Below are 21,469 nucleotides of genomic sequence, written 5' to 3' on the forward strand. Positions count from 1 at the left end.
GTGTCGGGCCCGGCGCGTAGGCTCGCACGCATGACTTCTCCCGCGCCGATCGCCTATCCGACCGACCTCGACGGGTGGCTCGCGTTCGTCGCCGAACGGCCCGCCGCGGCGGTCGAGCTGGTCGCCGCCGTCGACGAGCGCCTGACGCGCACCGGCGATGACGACATGGATGCCGCGGCGCGCCTCGACCTCTGGAACGACGCCGATCTGGCCCTCCGCCAAGCGACGAGCGAGGTGTACCTGCTGAGCGAGTCCCACCCGGATGCCGCGGTGCGCGCCGTCGCCGAAGAGCGTGTGCAGCAGCTCGAGACCCTGTCGGCGGGCCGTCTGCTCGAACCCGCCCTGTTCGCGGCGTTCGCCGCCGTCGACACCGACGAGGCGCGCGCAGACCTCGACGCGGAGCAGCGGCGCCTGCTCGACGAGGTGCTGCGCGACTTCCGCCGCGGCGGCGTCGATCTGCCCGAGGCCGAACGCGCTCGCGTGCGCGCCCTCACCGAGCGAGAGACCGAGTTGAGCCTCGAGTTCTCGCGCAATCTGCGCGAGAGTCGCCGCGAGATCCGCGTCGCACCCGAGGCGCTCGTGGGGCTTCCGCAAGACTTCCTCGACGAGCACCCCGCCGGCGACGACGGGCTCGTCGTGCTCACGACCGACTACCCCGACTTCATGCCGGTGCGCGAGTACGCCGTCGATCGGGCGACCCGCACGGCGATCGTGGCCGCGTACAACGACCTCGCCTGGCCCGAGAACGACGCCGTGCTCGCCGAGCTCCTCGCGGTGCGCGCCGAGCTCGCGCAGCTTCTCGGTTACGGCTCGTGGGCCGACTACGAGACCGAGACGCGCATGATCGGGCGCGGCGCGGGCACCGGTGGCGGCGGGAGCGCGGGCCCCGGCGGCGGAGCGGCGATCGCCGACTTCTTGGCGCGGCTCGACGAGGCATCCGCCGCCGCAGCCGCCGCGGAATACCCCGTGTTGCTCGAGCGGCTGCGCGAAGACGACCCCGAGGCATCCGAAGTCACCATCGCCGACTTCTTCTACCTGCTCGGGGCTCTCCGTCGCGAGCGGCACGACGTCGACGCGCAGCTCGTGCGCTCGTATTTCCCTTTCGACAGGGTGCTGCCGGGGGTGCTCGCCATCACGGGGCGGCTGTTCGACATCGAATACGTGCCGGTCGATGTGCCCACCTGGCACGCCGATGTGCACTCGTACGACGTCGTGCGCGACGGCGAGTTGCTGGGCCGCATCCACCTCGACCTGCACCCGCGCGAGGGAAAGTACAACCACGCGGCGTGCTTCGGCATCGCGCCCGGGATCACCGGCCGCGTCGTTCCCGAGGCGGCGCTTCTGTGCAACTTCTCGCGCGGGCTCATGACCCACGACGAGGTCACGACGTTCTTCCACGAGTTCGGGCACCTCGTGCACGACATCCTCGGCGGCGCGCAGCGCTTCGCCCGGTTCTCGGGGGTGGCCACCGAATGGGACTTCGTCGAGGCGCCCAGCCAACTGCTCGAGGAGTGGGCGTGGGATGCCGAGGTGCTCGCGACCTTCACCGCGAACGCGGCGGGTGAGCCGATCCCCGCCGAGCTCGTCGAGAAGATGGTCGTCGCCGATCGCTTCGGGCGCGCCCTCGAGGTGCGCCGTCAGCTCGGCCACGCGAACGTGTCGTACCACTTGCACGTCGACCGCCCCGCCGATCTGCAGGCCGCGACCGAGCACTGGTACCGGGTGACCTCGCCCGTGCAGCCGCTCCCCGGGCTGCATTCCTACGCCGGGTTCGGGCACCTGACCGGTTACGGCGCCTGCTACTACACGTACCAGTGGAGCCTCGTGATCGCCCGCGACCTGCTGTCGGGCTTCGGCGGCGACCTGCTGAACGCCGAGGCCGGGGAGCGCTACCGCCGCGAGATCCTCGAGCCCGGCGGCAGCCGCGACGCCGCCGATCTCGTCGAGCGGTTCCTCGGCCGACCCTTCGCGTTCGACGCGTATCGGGAGTGGCTCGCCGGGGCGTGACTTCGGCGTGACCGGGGCCCGCCCATTCACTGCGCGAGGCCGCGGAAAGACGGCGTCGTTCGGGTACGATTCGTGTGTCGGCCTACCCGAGCCGCCATCCCCCACCCCGGCGCCTGCGGCGCCTGCCTCGAAGCGGAGTTCCCGTGTCCGACCTGCCTGAAAACACCGAGAACCCCGCCGCGCGCGCCGCCGGCACGAGCGATTCGTCGGTGTCGCCGTTCGACGAGCTGATGGCCGGCGCGACCGCGGGGTCTGCGGGGTCGGCCCCGGCGCGGGCAGGTCAGAGCGGGCAGGGCGGCCAGGCCGAGTTCACGACGACGTTCCGTGGCTACGACAAGGCCGAGGTCGACGCCGCGATCGCCGAGCTCACCCGCCGGCACAGCGGCAGCTCCGAAGAGCTCGCCCAGCTGAAGGACAAGTACCGTCGCGCCGCCCTCACGGTCAAGACCCACCTCTCGACCATCGAAGAACTCGAGGCGAAGCTGTCGAGCCTCGAGGCCGATCTCGCGGTCGAGCAGGCGCGCGCCACCAACGCCGAAGACAAGGTGCAGACCCTCTCCGACGAGCTCGTCAACGCCGCCGACGAATCGACCAAGGGCCGGGAACGGTTCGAAGAGGTGCTGCGGGTCGCCGAAGACCAGGCATCCGTCATCATCAAGAACGCCAGCGTGCAGGCCGACCGCCTGCTCGAGGCCGCCCGCGACGAGATCGCGGCGCAGCGCGCCGCCGCGCAGGCCGACGCCGACACGCTCCGCTCGCAGGCCGAGACCGACGCCGCGCAGGCGCGGCTGCGCATCGAGACCGAGCTGACCGCCCACAGCGCCCAGCTCGAGCGCGAAGCGGCGCACGCCGCCGAGAAGGTGGCTCAGGCCGATCAAGAGGCCGCCGCGATCCGCACCGAAGCCGAGAAGGGTGCCGCGGCCCTGCGGTCGCTCGTCGCCCGCGAGAGCGAGCAGTCGCGCGCCGAGGCCGACGAGGCCGTGCGCGAGCAGCGCATGCGCGCCCTCGAATTCGAAGAGGCGCTGACCCGCCGGCAAGACGACGCGCAGCAGGAGTTCCTCGTGCTGCACAACCAGGCCGTCGCGCACGCCGAGCGCATCACCGCCGACGCGAACGACCAGGTCACGGCGTCGATCGAGCACGCTCAGCGCATCACGGCGAAGGCCGACGATTTCGACAAGCTCATGCGCGCGCAGTCGCAGCAGCTCGAGGCCGACGCCAAGCTGCGCTCGCGCGAGATCCTCGACCGCGCCAGCACCAAGGCGCAGAAGATCATCGACACGGTCACCCAGCACTCGCAGTCGGTGCTGCGCGACGCCGAAGACCGCACCCGCAGCCTGCGCTGGCAGCAGCAGCAGCTGACGAGCTTCATGGCCGAGGTCAAGGAGCTCATGCGCTCCGAGGGCGCCGGCGACGCGGCATCCGCCGTGCTCGAGGCCGCCGCCGAGCCGCCGCTCGCCGACTCGGGCCTCGACGAGACCACCGAGGCCTGACGCCTCCGGGCGATGCCAGGTTCGGGCGGCGCCCACGTCACCATCCGTCGGAGCCGTGGGGCTGGTGTCGTCTGCTGTGCCCCACTCGGTGACATCCGCACCACCGATCCGACGATCCGTGAGGCGGACGGGAGTCGCTCGCGGGGAGCGTGACGGTGAGTCCGCTAGCTGACGGTAGGTCAGCGAAAGGCCGCTGGTCCGCGCCACCTGCCCCTGACGAGACGAAAAGGACGACGATGACGAGCGCATTGGTGGAGCGATGGGTGACGGGGTGGTGTCTTTCCCGGCAGATGTCGTGGAGTCGGGACGGTGAGAGCTGGCTCGTCGACGTTGCGGCAGAGACTCGTTCTCAGGAGCGCATCGCTACGAACCCGTCGCTTGCGGAAGCCCACCGCCTTGTCGAGGCGACGACCGCCTCCGACGTGTGGCTGACGTTCATCGGCGAGATTCATGCGTCCGTAGGTGCCGCTGTGGGTTCTCTCGACCGCGTGTCCGGGAGTGAATGCATGATGACCGCACGTGTGGAGCCGGGCAGCGTTCCCGCTGGTGTCGTGATCGAGCATGACGGTCCGGTCGCCCATGCGCGAATCGATATCGACGGGGAGCTGGCTGCGCGCGGCCAAGTGGCTGTGCAGGCGGATCACGCGGTGTTCGATCGCATCGAGACCATGCCCGCGTTCCGCCGCCGTGGCCTCGGACGCCAGGTCATGACAGGCCTCGCCGCCTGGACAGCGGACCATCACGCGACGACGGGCGTCCTCACGGCGAGCGTCAGCGGACGCAAGCTCTACGAGACCCTCGGGTGGTCTACGTTCGGCCCCGTCTCCACGTTCCGAGGCCGTGCCGAGTAACGGTTCGAACGAGGCGGGCGCGGCCGCAGACCCCGCGAAGGCCTCAGGTGAGCCGGGCGAGCTCTGCGACGAACGCGTCGACGTCGTCTTCGGTCGTGTCGAACGAGCACATCCAGCGCACCTCGTTCTTCGACGCGTCCCAGTCGTAGAAGCGGAACGCCTTGCGCAGCTCGTCGGCGACGCCCACCGGCAGGGTCGCGAACACGCCGTTCGACTGTGTGGGCTGGCTGAAGGCGACGCCCGCGATCGAGCCGTCGGCGATCCCCGCCTCGACCCCGGCGCGCAGCCGCGCCGCCATCGCGTTCGCGTGCCGGGCGTTCCGCAGATACAGCTCGCCGGCGGGATCGGTCGAGGGCTCGAGCAGGGCAATCAGCTGCGCCGAGATGAACCGCATCTTCGAGGCGAGCTGCATGTTGAGCTTGCGCAGGAACAGCAGGCCGTCGGATGCCTCGGGGTCGAGCACCACGACGGCTTCGCCGCCGAGTGCGCCGTTCTTCGTGCCGCCGAAGCTCAGCACGTCGACGCCGGCGTCGGTCGTGAACGCGCGCAGCGGCAGGTCGAGGGCCGCCGCGGCGTTCGAGATGCGCGCGCCGTCGAGGTGCAGGCGCATGCCGCGCTCGTGCGCGTGGTCGGCGAGAGCCTTGATCTCGCCGGGAGTGTAGAGCGTGCCGAGCTCGGTCGACTGCGTGATCGACACGACGAGCGGCTGGGCGCGGTGCTCGTCGCCCCACCCCCACGCCTCGCGGTCGACGAGTTCGGGCGTCAGCTTTCCGTCGTCGGTCGGGACGTTCAGGATCTTGATGCCGGCCACGCGTTCGGGCGCCCCGCCCTCGTCGACGTTGATGTGCGCGGTCGACGCGGCGATCACGGCGCCCCACCGCGGCAGCATCGACTGCAGCCCCGTGACGTTCGCGCCCGTGCCGTTGAAGACGGGGAAGGCCTCTACGCCCTCGCCGAAGTGGTGGGCGAACACCTCCTGCAGACGGGCGGTGTAGGCGTCTTCGCCGTAGGCGATCTGGTGCCCGTCGTTGGCGGCGGCGATCGCCGCGAGTACCTCGGGGTGCACGCCGGAGTAGTTGTCACTGGCGAAGCCGCGGACGGCGGTGTCATGCAGGGTGGTCACGGGTATCCAGCCTAGTTCGGGCGTCCGGGCTCTGTCCGACGCCAGGGGTGTCCGATGTCGGAGGGCGGCGCTACCGTGTTGGCATGTCCGAGGAGCCGGGGGAGAGCGTGCCGGAGGCGTCGGCGGCGGCCGCGCGCACGGTGCCGCCGAACGGCATGCGCACGTTCCTGCACGTGCTCGTCAACACCGCCGCCGCGAACATCACGACGAGCTACCTGTGGTTCGCGCTGACCTTCTGGGTCTACCTCGAGACCGGATCGGTGCTCGCGACGGGCATCATCGGCGGGGCCTACATGCTCCTGCTGGCGGTCTTCGGCATGGTGTTCGGCACGCTCGTCGACCGGCATCGCAAGCATCGGGTGATGGTCGTCTCGGCGCTCTTCTCGCTCGTCGCGTTCGCCGCCGCGGGCGGTCTGTACCTGTCGCATTCCGAGGCGGAGCTACTCGACCTCGGTGCGCCGTGGTTCTGGCTGTTCAGCGGCATCATCCTCGCCGGCGCCGTCGTCGAGAACCTCCGCAACATCGCGCTGTCGACGACCGTGACCCTGCTCGTCCCGACCGAGCGGCACGCGAACGCCAACGGACTCGTCGGCACCGTGGGCGGCCTCGCGTTCCTCGTCACGAGCGTGCTCTCCGGCTTCTCCGTCGGCCTCCTCGGCATGGGATGGACGCTCGCGATCGCGATCGGATTGACCGTCGTCGCGCTCGCGCACCTGCTCGCGCTGCGCATCCCCGAGAAGGACCCGGAGCGAACGGAGAAGGCGGCGTTCGTCGACGTCCGCGGCGCGGTCGCGGCGATCCGCGCCGTTCCCGGACTGTTCGCCCTCATCATCTTCTCGACGTTCAACAACCTCATCGGCGGCGTGTACATGGCCCTCATGGACCCGTACGGGCTGGAGCTGTTCCCCGTCGAGATCTGGGGCGTCGTCCTCGCCGTGTCGTCGACCGGCTTCATCATCGGCGGCGCCGTCGTCGCCGCGAAGGGACTCGGCCGCAATCCCATCCGCACTCTGCTGCTCGCGGTCGCGCTGATGGGCGTGCTCGGCGCCGTCTTCACACTGCGCGACTGGTGGTGGCTCTACGCCGGCGGCATCTGGCTCTACATGATGCTCATCCCGGTCGTCGAGTCGGCCGAGCAGACGGTCATCCAGAAGGTCGTGCCGTTCGAGAAGCAGGGGCGCGTGTTCGGCGCCGCGACCGCGCTCGAGGTCTCGGCAGCGCCCATCACCTCGTTCCTCATCGCCCCGATCGCGCAGTTCTGGATCATCCCGTACCTCGAGACCGACGCGGGCCGGCAGGCCTGGGGCTGGCTGCTCGGCGACGGCGAGGCGCGCGGCATCGCCCTCGTGTTCGTCTTCGCGGGCATCGCGATGGTTATCGCCGCGATCCTCGCCTCGACGACCCGCGTCTACCGCACGCTGTCGGCGGAGTACGCCGTTGCTCCCGAGACGGTCGCCGGGCCGGAGGGCTCCGACGCAGAGGGGTTGGATGCCTCGGATGCGCCGGGCAGCGCCGAGCCGCCCGCACGCCCACCCGGTCCCGCGTCCGCGGCGCAGGCGCGCGGGGGCGTGTCGAGTCAGGAGTGATCCGGATCAGTCCCCGAGCGGGATCACGGTGTCGTTGATCTCGTCCGCCGCCGCATCCCACAGACGCACGACCCGCGCCGCGAGATCGTCTTCGAGGCCGGCGAGCGCCCGCACGCGGAACACGACCGCCGCCGCCCGCAGCGGGTCCCCGGCCTCGCGCGCCGCCTTCGCGAAACCCTGCGCCATCGCGCGCACCCACGTCTCCTCCGCCGCCTTCACGGCGGCGTAGTTCGCGCCGCCGGCCAGCGGGCGCGCCACGGCCGTCGACGACACGATCGAGACCCGCGCCGCGGGAGAGGCGACGAGGTCGTCCCAGAAAGCCCGCGTGACGTGGCGGAGCGCGGTCAGCCCCGCCTCGAGCGCGCGATAGTCCGCGTCGGTCTGTCCGGTCAGACCGCCCCCGCCGCGCCACCCGCCGACGAGGTGCACGATCCCGTCGAGGCGCACGCCCTCGGCATCCACCTGTTCTGCGAACGCCTCCACGGAGGCGGCGTCGGCGAGGTCCAGAGCGGCGGTGCGCGCGCCGAGCGCCCCCAGCGGCGCGAGTCGGGCCTCGTCGCGGCCGGCCGCGATCACCGTCGCGCCGGCCGCGATGAGCGCGCCCGTGGCGGCGTGGCCGCTGGCGCTCGTGGCCCCCGCCACGAGCACCGTGCGGCCCCGCACGCCGGCCTGCGCCTCAGGCATCCCGCCCCGTGATCCCCGCCGTGGAGGCGATGACGCCCTGCATCTTCTTGTCGAGCGCCTCGAAGAACATCGACAGCGGGAACTCGTCGTCGAGCACGGCGTCGGTGTAGCCCTTCGGCGCTCCCGCGAGAACGTCGTCGGGCAGGCCGCGCGCCCACTGAGAGGCGGGGTGCGGCGTCACGACCGAACGCACGAGGTCGTATGCTGCGAGCCAGTGCGCCACCTTCGGGCGGTCGATCGATTCCCAGTAGAGGCGGTCGATGGCATCCGACAGCGCGATGACGGCGGCGGGCACCTCGTTCCAGTCGAACGCGAGCTGCGTGTCGGTCCAGTGCAGCACGCCGTGCTGATGCAGCCACGCGAACAGCAGCTGCCCGCCGAGACCGTCGTAGTTGCGCACGCGCGAGCCGGTGATCGCGAAGCGGAAGATCCGGTCGAAGATCACGGCCTGCTGCACGAGCCGGGCGCGATCGGCGATCTCACCCTCGCCCTCGCCGAGCGCGACGCACGCGCGGAACGCCGTCAGGTCGCAGCGCAGCTCTTCGAGCGAATACAGGAAGAACGGCATCCGCTGCTTGATCATGAACGGGTCGAACGGCAGGTCGCCGCGCATGTGCGAGCGGTCGTGGATGAGGTCCCACATGACGAACGTCTCCTCGGCGAGGTGCTGGTCGGCGAGGAGGCGCGCCGTGCCCTCGGGTACGTCGAGCTTCGTGACCTCGGCCGCCGCGCCGACGACGCGGCGGAAGCGCGCGGCCTCGCGGTCCTGGAAGATCGCGCCCCAGGTGAACGCGGGGATCTCGCGGATCGCGACGGTCTCGGGGAAGAGCACCGCCGAGTTCGTGTCGTAGCCCGGCGTGAAGTCGATCAGCCGCAGGCTCACGAACAGGCCGTTCGTGTAGGTCTGCTCGATGTCGGCGATCAGCTCGGGCCAGATGACCTCGCAGAGCACCGCCTCGACGAACCGATTGCGCGAGCCGTTCTGCGTGTACATCGGGAAGACCACGAGGTGCGCCAGCCCGTCGACCCGGTGCTGCTGCGGCTGGAACGCGACGAGCGAGTCGAGGAAGTCGGGCACGCCGAAGCCGCCGTCCGCCCAGCGGTCGACATCGACGACGGATGCCGCGAGGTAGGCCTCGTCGTGCGGGAAGAGCGGTGCGAGCGCGCCAATCGCCGCGGTGATCGTCGCCGCGAGCGCGCGTGCGCGCTCGTGGTCGCCTCCGTCGGGGATCGATCCGTCCTGCGCCTGCAGGTCGTGCAGCGACGTGGCGGCCGTCTTCAGCGCGAGCCACGCGGGCTGCTGGTCGAGGGATCGGCCGTCCTCGACGACCTCGGGTTCTCCGATGATGGACGTCGCGGACGAAGTGGCGAGCGACATGTGAACCTCCGATCGACGATGTGCAGGAATATTTCCTGCGAGAGCGTAAGAATGCCGTTAGTATTTCATGTATGGAAGACGCTGTCGACACCAGAATCGTCGCCGAGCTGTCCCGCGACGGTCGGGCGACGCTCGCCGACCTGTCCGCCGCGGTCGGCCTGTCGGTGTCGGCGGTGCAGGCACGCCTGAAGCGTCTCGAGGCCCGCGGCGTGATCACCGGCTACCGCGCCACGGTCGACGCCGAGGCGGTCGGTCGTCCGCTCGCCGCCTTCATCGAGATCACGCCGCTCGACCCCGCCCAGCCCGACAATGCGCCGGAGCTCCTCGAGCACCTCGGCGCCATCGAGGCCTGCCACTCCATCGCCGGCGACGCCGCCTACATGCTGTTCGCGCGCGTCGCCTCGCCGCGCGCCCTCGAAGACCTCGTGCGCGACATCCGCCACGCGGCGGGCGTGCGCACCCGCACCACCGTCGTGCTGCAGACCTTCTACGAGCACCGGCCGCTCGTGCCCGCCGCGGGCGCCTGATCCGCGGAGCCGCCCGCCACGACCGCCGGCAGCCCCAGCGCCAGCCTCAGCCCGCGCGCCCGCGCCCGCCGCACGCGGTCCGCGCGACGGCGGATACATCCCGCGGCGGATGCCGCGCCGCGCCCGCTCGCGTAGCGTCGAAGCGTGTTCCGCCCGCTCATCCGCACGCAGCAGCGCGTCGACATCGTCGTCGCCGCCCTGTTCGGGCTGTTCGCGCTCGCCGCGACGCTGATCCTGTGGACATCCTCGGGCGTGAGGTGGGGCGTCGTCGACGAGCGGGTGGCGGCCGTCGTGGCGGTGCTGCTGACGGCGGTCTCTGCGGTCGCGCTGGCGCTGCGACGCCGCTCGCCGGCCCTCGCCCTCGCGATCTCGTGGGGCGCGGCGCTCGTGCAGATGGCCACCGGGCTGCCGCCGCTGCCGGCGAACCTCGCGATCTTCGCCGTGCTCTACACCACCGCCGCCTACGGCACCCGACGGGTGTTCTGGGCGGGCTTCGCCTCGGCGCTCGGCGGCGCCGCCGCGATGACGCTGTACCTCATCGTCCCGGGCTTCGTGCAGGTCGCCGGCGACCGCGAACCCTCCTCGGTCGCGACGCTCGTCTTCGCCTTCGTGATGACCTTCGTCGCGTCGGCACTCGCGCTGCTGCTCGCCTGGACCATCGGGGCGCTCGTCCGCACCGGCATCCGTGCCCGCGAGAACTGGCACGCGCAGCAGCTCGCCGAGGCCGAGGCCGCCGCCGAGGCGCAGCGCACGCGCATCGCCCGCGACATGCACGACGTCGTGGCCCATTCGCTCGCGGTCGTCATCGCGCAGGCCGACGGCGCGCGCTACGCGGCGGCCGCCGATCCCGACGCCGCCGCGAGCGCGCTCGGGACCATCTCGCAGACCGCGCGCGCTGCGCTGGCCGATGTGCGCATGCTCCTCACGCAGCTCCGCCACACGCAGGCCGACGGGCCGCAGCCGAGCCTCGCCGACCTCGAACAGCTCTACGCGCAGGTGCGTGCGGCGGGCGTCGACCTCGCCGTCGAGGTCGACCCGATGCCGCGTGGCGAGACCGCGGCATCCCTGCAGCTGGCGGTCTACCGCATCCTGCAGGAGGCGCTCACCAACGCCCTCCGCCACGGCGCCGTGGGCGACCGGGGAGCCCGCGGCGGCCGTGTCGACGTGCGGTTCTCGTGGCACGATGAGCGGGTGGAGGTCGTCGTGACCAACCCGATCGGTGCGGCGGCCGCGCCCGACGGCGCCGCGCGCGGGCACGGGCTCATCGGCATGCGCGAGCGCGCGCAGCTCGTAGGCGGCACCCTCGAAGCCGGCCCCGACGGTGCGGGCCGCTTCGTCGTGCGCGCCGCGCTTCCCCGGGAGGGCGGCGCATGACCGAACCGATCCGCGTCGTGCTCGTCGACGACCAGGCGCTCTTCCGCGCCGGCATCCGCATGGTGATCGATTCGCAGCCCGACCTCGAAGTCGTCGGCGAGGCGGGCGACGGGGCCGAAGGCGTGCGCGTCGTGCGCGCCGCGCGGCCGGACGTGGTGCTGATGGACATCCGGATGCCCGTGATCGACGGCCTCGCCGCGACCGCCGAGCTGCTCGCCGACGGGGCGCCGGGCGCCGCGCCGCCCCGCATCGTCATGCTGACGACGTTCGACCTCGACGAGGCGGCCGCCCGCGCCATCCAGCAGGGGGCGAGCGGGTTCCTGCTGAAAGACGCCGACCCCGAGTTCCTCCTCGCCGCGATCCGCACCGTGCACGCCGGGTCGGCCGTCATCGCCGCATCGGCCACGCGCGACCTGTTCGCCCACTTTGCCGACCCCGCGACCGCGGAGGTGCCGCCCTCCTACGCCGAGCTGACCGAGCGCGAGCGCGAGATCTTCGCGCTCGCCGCCCGCGGACTCTCCAACGCCGAGATCGCCCAGCGCGAATTCCTCTCCGAGGCGACGGTGAAGACGCACATCAGCCGCATCCTCGCCAAGCTCGGTCTGCGCGACCGCGTGCAGCTGGTCGTCTTCGCCTTCGAGCACGGCCTCGCCTGACCCCGCGCCCGCCCCGCCTCGCCCCCGCCGCCCGCGAAGTGGTTTCTCAGGGCGTGGCGAGATCATCCTCGAGATGTACGGGAGTGCGACCCGCAGACCGACGCGCGCGATGCCGCCGTGTTCGTAGCGTCGAAGGCATGGAGATCACGACCACTCAGCTCGGGCTCGCGGCCCGCGTGCAGAACCTCAGCAAGACCTACGGCGCGGGTGAGACCTCGGTCGCGGCCCTCGACGACGTCACCGTGGGCATCCGTCGCGGCGAGTTCACCGCCATCATGGGGCCCTCCGGCTCGGGCAAGTCGACGCTCATGCACATCATGGCGGGGTTGGATGCCCCGACATCCGGACGTGCCTGGATCGGCGACAGCGAGATCACGGGCCTGTCCGACCTCGAACTGACGCTGCTGCGCCGCCGGCGGGTCGGCTTCGTCTTCCAGGCGTTCAACCTCGTCCCGACCCTCGACGCGATCGGCAACATCCTGCTGCCGTTCGACCTCGACGGGCGTCGCCCGACCGCGCTCGAGCGCGCACGGATCGACGGTCTCGTCGACACGCTCGGGCTCGGCGGCCGGCTGAACCACCGCCCGCACCAGCTGTCCGGCGGTCAGCAGCAGCGCGTCGCGATCGCCCGGGCCCTCGCGACCGCGCCCGACCTCGTCTTCGCCGACGAGCCGACCGGCAACCTCGACTCGCGCGCCGGGCGCGAGGTGCTGACGCTCCTCGCCGCGGCCAGCCGCGAGCACGGTCAGTCGATCGCGATGGTCACCCACGACGCCGTCGCCGCCTCGCACGCCGACCGGGTGCTCTTCCTCGGCGACGGCCGCGTCGTCGCCGACAAGCCGCGCCAGAGCGCCGAGCAGATCGCGGCGTTCATGCTCGCGGCCGAGGTGTCGGCGTGAGCGCCCCCGTGACGCGGCGGGCGCCCGCCGCGCCGCGAACCTCAGCATCCCCCGACGTGGGATCCCGCAGCGCGGCGCCCCGCGGGGCCGGCTCGGGGGCGTGGCTGCGCGAGCGCGGCATGGGCGCCACGGTGCTCGTCGCGGCGATCTCGACGGCGTTCGGCGTGCTGCTCGTGAGCGCGACGGGCTACATCGGCGCCTGGCTCGCGGCCGACCCGACGCTCGGCGGCAGCGACACCGTGACGGCGATCATCGGGGTGCTGAGCGTCCTGCTCGTCGGCGTCGCGGTCTACGTCGCGTCGATCGTGACGGCGAACACGTTCGCGACGATCATCGCCGGACGCACCCGCACCATCGCGCTCCTGCGCCTCATCGGCGCGACCGCGCGCTCGCAGCGTCGCACGGTCGCCGGGCAGGGCTTCGCCGTCGGCGTCATCGGCGCCGTGATCGGGCTCGTCAGCGGGACCGCCGCCGCCGCGGTGCTGCTGCGGTGGGCGGATGCTTCGCTCGGCATCACCTCGGACTACGCCGTGCTGCAGCCGACTCTCGTCATCCCCGCGGTCGTCGTCGCGCTGACGACCTGGGCCGGCGCCTGGTCGGGCTCGCGGCGGGTGCTCGCGGTGACGCCGCTGCAGGCGATCTCCGGGTCGACGCCCCGCTCGCACGACGATCTCGCCGGTGCGCGCGGACGCCGCGTCGGCGCGATCCTGCTCCTCCTCTTCGGCGCGGCGCTGCTCGCGCTCGGCGTGGCGGTCGGACTCGTCAGCCCGCTCGGGGTCGTCGTCGCGTTCTTCGGCGGAGTGCTGTCGTTCACCGGGCTCGCGCTCGCCGCCGTCCTGATCATGCCGCCGCTGCTGCGCCTCACCGGGCGCCTGTTCGGCCGGTCGGCGGCCGCGCGTCTCGCGGCGGAGAACGCGCTGCGCTACCCCGAGCGGTCGAGTCGCATGGCGATCGGCGTCGTGATGGGCGTCAGCCTCGTCGTGATGTTCGCCGTGGCGAACGAGTCGGTGAAGGCCGTGCTCTCCGCCTCGGCCGGCGGCGAGCCGCCCGCGGAGATGAACCAGTTCATGGACACCTTCGCGGCCATCATGATGGGCCTCGTCGCCGTCTCGGCGGTCATCGCGGCCGTCGGTCTCGTGAACCTCCTGACGATCGGCGTCGTGCAGCGTCGGCGCGAGCTGGGCCTCCTGCGCGCGCTCGGGCTGACCTCGCGGCAGGTGCGGCGGGTGGTGCTGCTCGAAGCCGTGCACGTGACCATCACGTCGCTCGCGCTCGGCCTCGTCCTCGGCATCCTCTACGGCTGGATCGCGGCGCAGTCGCTCCTCGGCGCGGTGCGCGTGCCGCCCGCGTGGGAGGCGCCGACGCTGGTCGCGCCGGCGGTGCCCTGGCTGCCGGTGCTCGTCGTCGTGGGCGCCACCGCGGTGCTCACCGTCGTCGCGGCCGTGGTGCCCACGCGTTTGGCGACCCGGGTCACCGCCGTCGAGGCGCTGGCCGAATAGATCCCGGCGGCATCGCTTCGCGGCTTCGGGTGCTGCGCGATGCGCCGTGTGCGGGATGCCGCGGGCAGACTTCGACCGCGGCATCCCTGTTTTGTGCGGCAGACGTCTTCCGCGGCAGACGTCTTCCGCGGCGGACGTCTTCTGCGGCGGACGTCGTCTGCGGCGGACGGACGTCCCGGCCGTACCCCGTTACCGAGCGTCCTCGGCGGCGTCGTCAGCCGCGCCGCCGGCGAGCTCGGGGTCGTGCGCCCACGTGCGCGCGAGGCTCTGCAGCCGCGCTCCGCGCCACTGCCATGTCGCCCACAGCACGGGCCACAGGGCCGGCGCCGCTCGGCCGCCGATCACGAGGCGCTCACGCCAGAGCGTGCGGGTGCCGTCGCCCGGCGCGGGACTGACCGCCATCTGGTGGTCCCACACGTCGAGGGCGGCGAGCGGGCCGGTGAGCGGGATGCCGCTGTCGCGGAAGATCCGCACGGTGCCGCGGGCGTCGCGCACGGTGCGCTCGCTCACGTGGATCAGCTGATCGCCGAGGGGGAGGCCGCCGCGCGAGACGTCGCCGCCCACCGCGCCGAGCGTCATCCGCACCGGCACGTCGGCGCCCGGCTCGAGGCGCGTGGGCATGCCCGCCGCGTCCATCGGGGCGAGATCGAGCAGTGGTCCGTAGAGATCGGCGATCGCGCGCGGCGAGTGGAGCGCCCGCCAGGCGGCGTCGGCGTCGCAGTCGAGGATGAGCTTCAGCATGATCCGCATGCGCCCAGTCTCGCACCGCGCCCTCGGAAGTCGACGGCGAGGGAACCCGGCGACGGCGCCTAGCCTGGAAGGGTGAGCTCCCCCTTCGATCAGTCGCGGTATCAGGTGCGCCTCGAATGGGGTGACGACGGGCTCGCGCGGCTCGCGACATCCGACGTCGTCGTCGTGGTCGACGTGCTCCGGTTCTCGTCGACCGTGACGACGCGCGTCGCGGCCGGGGGCGCCGTGCCGTTGGATGCCGCGGCGCACGCCGTCTCGCTGAACGGCACGGCGATCTCCCGCGCGGCCGCCGCGCTCGATCCGGCACCGATCGTGCTGCTCGGATGCCTGCGGAACGCGTCGGCGGTCGCGGAGGCCATCGCCGACGAGCAGCGCCGCCGCGGCGCGCGCACGAGCATCGCGCTGATCGCCGGCGGCGAGCTCGTCCCCGCCGAGGCGGGTGCCGCCACCTCCCGCACCGCTCGCCGGTTCGCGGTCGAAGACCTGCTCGGCGCCGGCGCGATCGTCGACGCCCTCGGCGTGCGCGGCATCGACCACACCTCCCCCGAGGCTGCGGCCGCCGGCGAGGCGTTCCGGGGGCTCCGCGCCGCGACGCGGCACCTCCTCGCCGCGAGCGGATCGGGGCAGGAGCTCGCCGAGCGCGGCGCCCACGACGAGGTGCGCGCCGCGGCCGAGCTGGATGCCTCGACCTCCGTGCCCGTGCTGCGCGAAGGCGTCTTCGTCGCGCTCTGACCGGCGCCCGCCGGCCAAGACCCCGACCGGCCCCAGACCGCTTCAGCCCCGCGCCCTCATCGCCGGGGCGCGTCCCGCGGGGTCATCGCGGCCAGGCGCGTGGCGGGCGTGATCTCGCGTCGCGTCCAGGTGAACAGGTAGCTCGTGTCGAAGGTCGGCGAGCAGAGGGCGCACGAGGTCGCCCGCGTCGCGCGGCGGTGCCGGTAGGCGACGTGCCCGTTGGGGCACACGCCCACCCACGGGGCGAGCTCGGTCGCCGTCTCGCCGTGGTGGGTCGTGCCGCCCGTGTAGCCGAGCGAGCGCGCGACCCGCTTCCACGCCGCGCCGTGCCCGGCGCGGGCGCCCGCGAGGGCGTGCGCGACCTCGTGCAAGAGGGTCTGCCGGTTGGTCTCGTCGTCGTAGCGGGCGCTCAGGTACCGCGACACGGTGATGCGCCGCCGGGTGTAGTCGCAGGCACCCGCCCGACGCTTGGCGTTGTCGAACGCGAACGACCACGTGGCATCCAGGTGCGCAGCGATCAGGCTCTCGGCCTCGCGGCGCACGGCCTGCAGGTCAGACATCTCGGTGCTTCACGGTCATGTCCGAAAAGCTAGAACAGACGTACGACACTCAGCTGGCGACCGGTGCACCTGCACGGCGTCGCTCGGCGGCCTCGATCGCGACGAGGGTCGACTCGAGCTCGTCCTCGGGAGCCCCCGCCTCCTGCCGCAGGAACAGCGCCCGCTTGAAATCGGCCCGCGCATTGACGAAGTCGTCGGTGTCGTAGAACACCTTTCCGCGGTGCTGGTAGGCGAACGCCGCGAGCGCCGCCCAGCCCTGCCCCTCGGCTTCTTCGGCGCACGTGGTCAGCTCCTGGATCGCGGCCGCGTAGGCGCCCCGGCACTGCAACACGGTCGCGTGCAGCACCCGTGAGCGCAGCAGGTCCTTCCGCGGGCCGCCCATCCGGGCGACGCGCACCGACTGCTCCGAGACGCGCAGCGCGTCGTCGAGTTCGCCCGTGACCTTCAGCAGCCACACGCGCTCGAGCAGTGCCGGCAGCGACCGCTGGTCGCCGAGATCAGCGAGGCGCTCACGGCACTGCGGCACGTCGACGATCTCGCGCAGGGTCTGCGGGTCGTATCCCTGGATGTAGCTCACCGGCATCCCCCTTCGCGCACGTGCGGTTCGCCCTCCCAGTCTCACCCGCCTTCTCGCCGAGCGGCCGAGCCGCCTCGGCGCGCCGCCCAGAACGAGCGGTTCAGCGTTCGAACAGCGATGCCGCCGGCTTCGGCGACGCGGTGGCGTCGGCGTCGGTCACCACCGCGGCGCCCCGCACGAACGCGTCGATCTCGTCGCCCTGGGCGACCTTGGCCGGATGCGGCCCCGCGGCCATGAGGCGGGGGAGCCACTCGACCGGGAGCGGGTCGGCGGATGCCGCGATCACCAGATTCCCGAAGCGCCGGCCCTTCAGGGTCTGCACCTCGGCGAGCACGATCACCTCGCCGAGCACCGCCCGCACGGTCGCGACCTGGCGCCGGGCGAAGGCGAGACCCGCGCCGTCGGCGACGTTGACGAGCAGCACGCCGCCGGGGGCGAGGAGGCCCGCCAGCACCCGGTAGTACTCGAGCGTCGTCAGGTGGGCCGGGGTCTGCGCGCCGGCGAACACGTCGGAGACGACGAGGTCGGCCGCGCCCTGCAGTCCGGCGGGGAGCTTCGCGGCGACCTCGCGCGCGTCGCCGATCCGCACCCGCACCTGCGCGCCGCGCGGCAGCGGCAGCTCGGCGCGGACGAGATCGATCAGCGGCTGCTCGAGCTCGATCACCTGCTGGCGCGAGCCGGGCCGGGTGTGCGCGAGGTAGCGGGGGAGGGTGAGGGCGCCGCCGCCGAGGTGGATCGCGGTGAGCGGCTGCCCGGGCATCCGCAGCCGGTCGATCACGGCGGCCATGCGCGCGACGTACTCGAAGTGCAGGTGCGTCGGATCGTCGAGATCGACGTGCGACTGGGGCGTGCCGGCGACCTCGAGCTCGAAGCCGCCCGCGAACCGGCTCGGCACGACGCGGGCGATGCTGCCGTCGCCGAGGCGCGCCTGGGCGGGCTGTTCGACGTGGGCGCGGGCCATGCGCTCCACGCTAGCGCCTCCGCGAATGTGCGCTTTCGCGCGGTTATACCGTAGCCGTCGAAACTCGTCAAGGATTCTGCTTGCCATGGCGCGTCGCGCGGGCTATAGTGGGTCTTTGCGCTCCCTTCCCTCATGCCCTCATATGGTGGTCGGCGTGCGCCTGCAGATACCCCGCCGTTCGTAAGACCCGGCGGCGCGTGGCGGGCGTGGGAACGGAGCACTCCACCTGACGACAAGGAAACCGGCCCCTACCCGGGCTCACGGAGGTAATCCCCTTGGCTGCTGCGCGCAACGCAACCAATTCCACCACCACCCCCAAGAACGGCCGCGGCGCATCGCGTCTGTCGTTCGCGAAGATCACCGACACGCTCGAGGTCCCCGACCTTCTGGCGCTGCAGACGGAGTCCTTCGACTGGCTCGTCGCGAACGACGCCTGGAAGGCTCGCGTCGCCGAGGCGAAGGCTCAAGGCCGCACCGACGTGCCCGAGACGAGCGGCCTCGAGGAGATCTTCGAGGAGATCTCGCCGATCGAAGACCTCGGCGAGACGATGCAGCTCAGCTTCACGAACCCGTACCTCGAGCCCGAGAAGTACTCGATCGAGGAGTGCAAGGAGCGCGGCAAGACCTACGCCGCCCCGCTGTACGTCGAGGCCGAGTTCATGAACCACCTCACCGGCGAGATCAAGACCCAGACGGTCTTCATGGGCGACTTCCCCCTGCAGACCGGCAAGGGCACGTTCATCATCAACGGCACCGAGCGTGTCGTCGTCTCCCAGCTCGTCCGCAGCCCCGGCGTCTACTTCGACAAGACGCCCGACAAGACCAGCGACAAGGACATCGTCTCGGCGCGGGTCATCCCGAGCCGCGGTGCGTGGCTCGAGTTCGAGATCGACAAGCGCGACCAGGTGGGCGTGCGCATCGACCGCAAGCGCAAGCAGTCGGTCACGGTGTTCCTGAAGGCCCTCGGCCTGTCCAGCGAAGACATCCTGAACGAGTTCGCCGGCTACGACTCCATCGAGGACACGCTGTCGAAGGACACGATCCTCACGAAGGAAGACGCCCTCCGCGACCTCTACCGCAAGCTCCGTCCGGGCGAGCAGGTCGCCGCCGAGGCCGCCCGCGCGCTGCTCGACAACTTCTACTTCAACCCGAAGCGCTACGACCTCGCCAAGGTCGGCCGGTACAAGATCAACCAGAAGCTGGGCCTCGACAAGCCGCTCAGCGACTCGGTGCTCACGGTCGACGACATCGTCGCGACGATCAAGTACCTCGTGGCCCTGCACCGCGGGGATGCCTCGATCCCGGGCATCCGCGGCGGCCAGGCCGCCGAGATCCGTCTCGACACCGACGACATCGACAACTTCGGCAACCGCCGCATCCGCGCCGTCGGCGAACTCATCCAGAACCAGGTCCGCACGGGTCTGTCGCGCATGGAGCGCGTCGTCCGCGAGCGCATGACCACGCAGGACATCGAGGCGATCACGCCGCAGACCCTGATCAACGTGCGCCCCGTCGTGGCCGCGATCAAGGAGTTCTTCGGCACGTCGCAGCTGTCGCAGTTCATGGATCAGAACAACCCGCTCGCGGGTCTGACCCACAAGCGTCGCCTCTCGGCCCTCGGCCCCGGCGGTCTGTCGCGTGAGCGCGCGGGCGTCGAGGTCCGTGACGTGCACCCGTCGCACTACGGCCGCATGTGTCCCATCGAGACGCCGGAAGGCCCGAACATCGGCCTCATCGGCTCGCTCGCCTCGTTCGCGCGCATCAACGCGTTCGGCTTCATCGAGACGCCGTACCGCCGCGTCGAGGACGGCAAGGTCACCGACAAGATCGACTACCTCACGGCATCCGACGAGGTCGACTACATCGTCGCCCAGGCCGGTGCCGAGCTGAAGGCGGACGGCTCGTTCGCGACCGAGCGCGTGCTGGCCCGTCGCGGCCAGGGCGGCGAGGTCGACCTGTTCCACGCCGACGAGATCGGCTACATGGACGTCTCGCCGCGCCAGATGGTGTCGGTGGGCACCTCGCTCATCCCGTTCCTCGAGCACGACGACGCGAACCGCGCCCTCATGGGTGCCAACATGCAGCGTCAGGCTGTGCCGCTGCTGCGCAGCGACTCGCCGTTCGTCGGCACGGGTATGGAGGGCTACGCCGCCATCGACGCCGGTGACGTCGTCACCGCCGACAAGGCCGGTGTCGTCATGGAGGTCTCGGCCGACGTCGTGACCGTGCAGCTCGACGAGGGCGGCACGAAGGACTACTTCCTGCGCAAGTTCGACCGCTCGAACCAGGGCAACTCCTACAACCAGCGCGTCATCGTCTCGGCGGGCGACCGGGTCGAGGTCGGCGAGGTCATCGCCGACGGCCCCGCCACCGAGAACGGCGAGCTCGCGATCGGCAAGAACCTGCTCGTCGCATTCATGACGTGGGAGGGTCACAACTTCGAGGACGCGATCATCCTCAGCCAGGACCTCGTCAAGAACGACACGCTCTCCTCGATCCACATCGAGGAATACGAGGTGGATGCTCGGGACACGAAGCTCGGCAAGGAGGAGATCACCCGCGACCTCCCCAACGTCGCGCCCGACCTGCTGAAGGACCTCGACGAGCGCGGCATCGTCCGCATCGGTGCCGAGGTGCGTCCCGGCGACATCCTCGTCGGCAAGGTCACGCCCAAGGGCGAGACCGAGCTGAGCGCCGAGGAGCGCCTGCTGCGCGCCATCTTCAACGAGAAGAGCCGCGAAGTCCGTGACACCTCGCTGAAGGTGCCCCACGGCGAGCAGGGCACGATCATCGCCGTCAAGGAGTTCAACGCCGAGGACGGCGACGACGAGCTCGGCTCGGGCGTCAACCGCCGGGTCGTGGTCTACATCGCCCAGAAGCGCAAGATCACCGAGGGAGACAAGCTCGCCGGCCGCCACGGCAACAAGGGCGTCATCGCGAAGATCCTCCCCGTCGAGGACATGCCCTTCCTTGCCGACGGCACCCCCGTCGACATCGTGCTGAACCCGCTCGGCATCCCCGGCCGCATGAACTTCGGCCAGGTGCTCGAGACCCACCTCGGGTGGATCTCGAAGCAGGGCTGGAAGGTCGACGGCAACCCCGAGTGGGCCGCGCACCTGCCCGAGGCCGTCCGTGAGGCAGCCCCCGGCACCAAGGTCGCCACCCCGGTGTTCGACGGTGCGTACGAGGCCGAGATCGCGGGTCTGCTCGACTCGACGCTGCCCAACCGCGACGGCGAGCGACTGATCGACTCGTCGGGCAAGACGCAGCTGTTCGACGGCCGCTCCGGCGAGCCGTTCCCGGCGCCCATCTCGGTCGGCTACATGTACATCCTGAAGCTGCACCACCTGGTCGACGACAAGATCCACGCCCGTTCGACCGGCCCGTACTCGATGATCACCCAGCAGCCGCTCGGTGGTAAGGCGCAGTTCGGCGGCCAGCGCTTCGGCGAGATGGAGGTGTGGGCCCTCGAGGCCTACGGCGCCGCGTACGCGCTGCAGGAGCTCCTCACGATCAAGTCCGACGACATCGTCGGACGCGTCAAGGTCTACGAGGCGATCGTCAAGGGTGAGAACATCCAGGAGCCCGGCATCCCCGAGTCCTTCAAGGTGCTCATGAAGGAGATGCAGTCGCTCTGCCTGAACGTCGAGGTGCTCTCGGCCGACGGCACGGCGGTCAACCTCCGTGACACCGACGACGAGGCCTACCGCGCGGCGGAGGAGCTCGGCATCAACATCTCCAGCCGGTTCGAGTCTTCGTCGATCGACGAGATCTGACCTCGCACCCCGGCATCCGACAACAGAATTCCGACA

At 71.5% G+C, this 21,469-nt stretch carries 18 protein-coding genes; 11 read left to right on the forward strand and 7 right to left on the reverse strand.

The genetic code is table 11. The features are described 5' to 3' along the window. Positions 1-30 precede the first annotated feature (30 nt). From LOK55_RS03095 to LOK55_RS03105, 3 genes are all read left to right on the forward strand, one after another. Positions 31-2,007, forward strand: a complete 1,977-nt coding sequence (locus LOK55_RS03095; RefSeq protein ID WP_229934189.1) for a M3 family metallopeptidase — start codon at positions 31-33, stop codon at positions 2,005-2,007. Between the two features lie 143 nt (positions 2,008-2,150). Further along, on the forward strand, positions 2,151-3,500 hold the full coding sequence (locus LOK55_RS03100; RefSeq protein WP_229934190.1) for a DivIVA domain-containing protein: 1,350 nt from the start codon (positions 2,151-2,153) through the stop codon (positions 3,498-3,500). A gap of 236 nt (positions 3,501-3,736) precedes the next feature. After that, positions 3,737-4,351, forward strand: coding sequence for a GNAT family N-acetyltransferase (locus LOK55_RS03105; RefSeq protein WP_229934191.1), 615 nt, complete (start codon positions 3,737-3,739; stop codon positions 4,349-4,351). Positions 4,352-4,394: 43 nt separating this feature from the next. On the opposite strand, the gene LOK55_RS03110 is transcribed toward LOK55_RS03105, so the two are convergent. Further along, a complete protein-coding gene (locus tag LOK55_RS03110) occupies positions 4,395-5,474 on the reverse strand; it encodes a low specificity L-threonine aldolase (RefSeq protein ID WP_229934192.1) in 1,080 nt (359 codons plus the stop codon). A gap of 83 nt (positions 5,475-5,557) precedes the next feature. Here LOK55_RS03110 and LOK55_RS03115 point away from each other — a divergent pair, with 83 nt between their 5' ends. Next, positions 5,558-7,060 carry an MFS transporter gene (locus tag LOK55_RS03115; protein ID WP_374107607.1) on the forward strand — a complete coding sequence of 501 codons (1,503 nt, stop codon included), beginning with the start codon at positions 5,558-5,560 and terminating at the stop codon, positions 7,058-7,060. 6 nt (positions 7,061-7,066) lie between these two features. Here the strand turns inward: LOK55_RS03115 and LOK55_RS03120 are convergent, their stop codons facing one another. Next, the gene (locus tag LOK55_RS03120; RefSeq protein WP_229934193.1) at positions 7,067-7,744 is read right to left on the reverse strand and encodes an SDR family NAD(P)-dependent oxidoreductase; all 678 of its coding nucleotides are present in this window, start codon (positions 7,742-7,744) and stop codon (positions 7,067-7,069) included. Continuing rightward, positions 7,737-9,122: a DUF6421 family protein gene (locus LOK55_RS03125; RefSeq protein WP_229934194.1), complete on the reverse strand. Its 1,386-nt coding sequence runs from the start codon at positions 9,120-9,122 to the stop codon at positions 7,737-7,739. The genes LOK55_RS03120 and LOK55_RS03125 overlap by 8 nt, the downstream gene beginning before the upstream one ends. Positions 9,123-9,193: 71 nt before the next feature. On the opposite strand from LOK55_RS03125, the gene LOK55_RS03130 reads away from it, so the two are divergent. The 5 genes from LOK55_RS03130 to LOK55_RS03150 all read left to right on the forward strand — a co-directional run bounded on the left by LOK55_RS03130 (position 9,194) and on the right by LOK55_RS03150 (position 14,077). Continuing rightward, entirely contained in the window at positions 9,194-9,649 is a 456-nt protein-coding gene (locus LOK55_RS03130) for an Lrp/AsnC family transcriptional regulator (protein ID WP_268252210.1), read from the forward strand. Positions 9,650-9,793: 144 nt separating this feature from the next. Continuing rightward, entirely contained in the window at positions 9,794-11,023 is a 1,230-nt protein-coding gene (locus tag LOK55_RS03135; RefSeq protein ID WP_229934195.1) for a sensor histidine kinase, read from the forward strand. Then, a complete protein-coding gene (locus tag LOK55_RS03140) occupies positions 11,020-11,679 on the forward strand; it encodes a response regulator transcription factor (protein ID WP_229934196.1) in 660 nt (219 codons plus the stop codon). The genes LOK55_RS03135 and LOK55_RS03140 overlap by 4 nt, the downstream gene beginning before the upstream one ends. Positions 11,680-11,816: 137 nt before the next feature. Further along, positions 11,817-12,578 (forward strand): ABC transporter ATP-binding protein, encoded by a 762-nt coding sequence (locus LOK55_RS03145; RefSeq protein ID WP_196324630.1) that lies wholly within the window; start codon positions 11,817-11,819, stop codon positions 12,576-12,578. 8 nt (positions 12,579-12,586) lie between these two features. Beyond that, positions 12,587-14,077 carry an FtsX-like permease family protein gene (locus tag LOK55_RS03150; protein ID WP_374107611.1) on the forward strand — a complete coding sequence of 497 codons (1,491 nt, stop codon included), beginning with the start codon at positions 12,587-12,589 and terminating at the stop codon, positions 14,075-14,077. 189 nt (positions 14,078-14,266) lie between these two features. Here the strand turns inward: LOK55_RS03150 and LOK55_RS03155 are convergent, their stop codons facing one another. After that, the gene (locus LOK55_RS03155; protein WP_229934197.1) at positions 14,267-14,827 is read right to left on the reverse strand and encodes a hypothetical protein; all 561 of its coding nucleotides are present in this window, start codon (positions 14,825-14,827) and stop codon (positions 14,267-14,269) included. 72 nt (positions 14,828-14,899) lie between these two features. Between LOK55_RS03155 and LOK55_RS03160 the strand changes: the two genes are divergently transcribed. Further along, entirely contained in the window at positions 14,900-15,559 is a 660-nt protein-coding gene (locus LOK55_RS03160; protein ID WP_229934198.1) for a 2-phosphosulfolactate phosphatase, read from the forward strand. A gap of 56 nt (positions 15,560-15,615) precedes the next feature. On the opposite strand, the gene LOK55_RS03165 is transcribed toward LOK55_RS03160, so the two are convergent. From LOK55_RS03165 to LOK55_RS03175, 3 genes are all read right to left on the reverse strand, one after another. Beyond that, positions 15,616-16,119, reverse strand: a complete 504-nt coding sequence (locus LOK55_RS03165; RefSeq protein ID WP_196324627.1) for a SprT-like domain-containing protein — start codon at positions 16,117-16,119, stop codon at positions 15,616-15,618. Positions 16,120-16,168: 49 nt separating this feature from the next. Then, on the reverse strand, positions 16,169-16,696 hold the full coding sequence (locus tag LOK55_RS03170) for a hypothetical protein (RefSeq protein ID WP_196324626.1): 528 nt from the start codon (positions 16,694-16,696) through the stop codon (positions 16,169-16,171). A gap of 100 nt (positions 16,697-16,796) precedes the next feature. Then, complete coding sequence (locus LOK55_RS03175; RefSeq protein ID WP_229934199.1) at positions 16,797-17,657, reverse strand: spermidine synthase; 861 nt, start codon at positions 17,655-17,657, stop codon at positions 16,797-16,799. Positions 17,658-17,932: 275 nt separating this feature from the next. Here LOK55_RS03175 and LOK55_RS03180 point away from each other — a divergent pair, with 275 nt between their 5' ends. After that, positions 17,933-21,433: a DNA-directed RNA polymerase subunit beta gene (locus tag LOK55_RS03180; protein ID WP_229934200.1), complete on the forward strand. Its 3,501-nt coding sequence runs from the start codon at positions 17,933-17,935 to the stop codon at positions 21,431-21,433. Positions 21,434-21,469: the final 36 nt, after the last annotated feature.

The sequence above is a fragment of the Microbacterium sp. F2E genome, from assembly GCF_020905435.1.
GTDB lineage: Bacteria > Actinomycetota > Actinomycetes > Actinomycetales > Microbacteriaceae > Microbacterium > Microbacterium lacticum.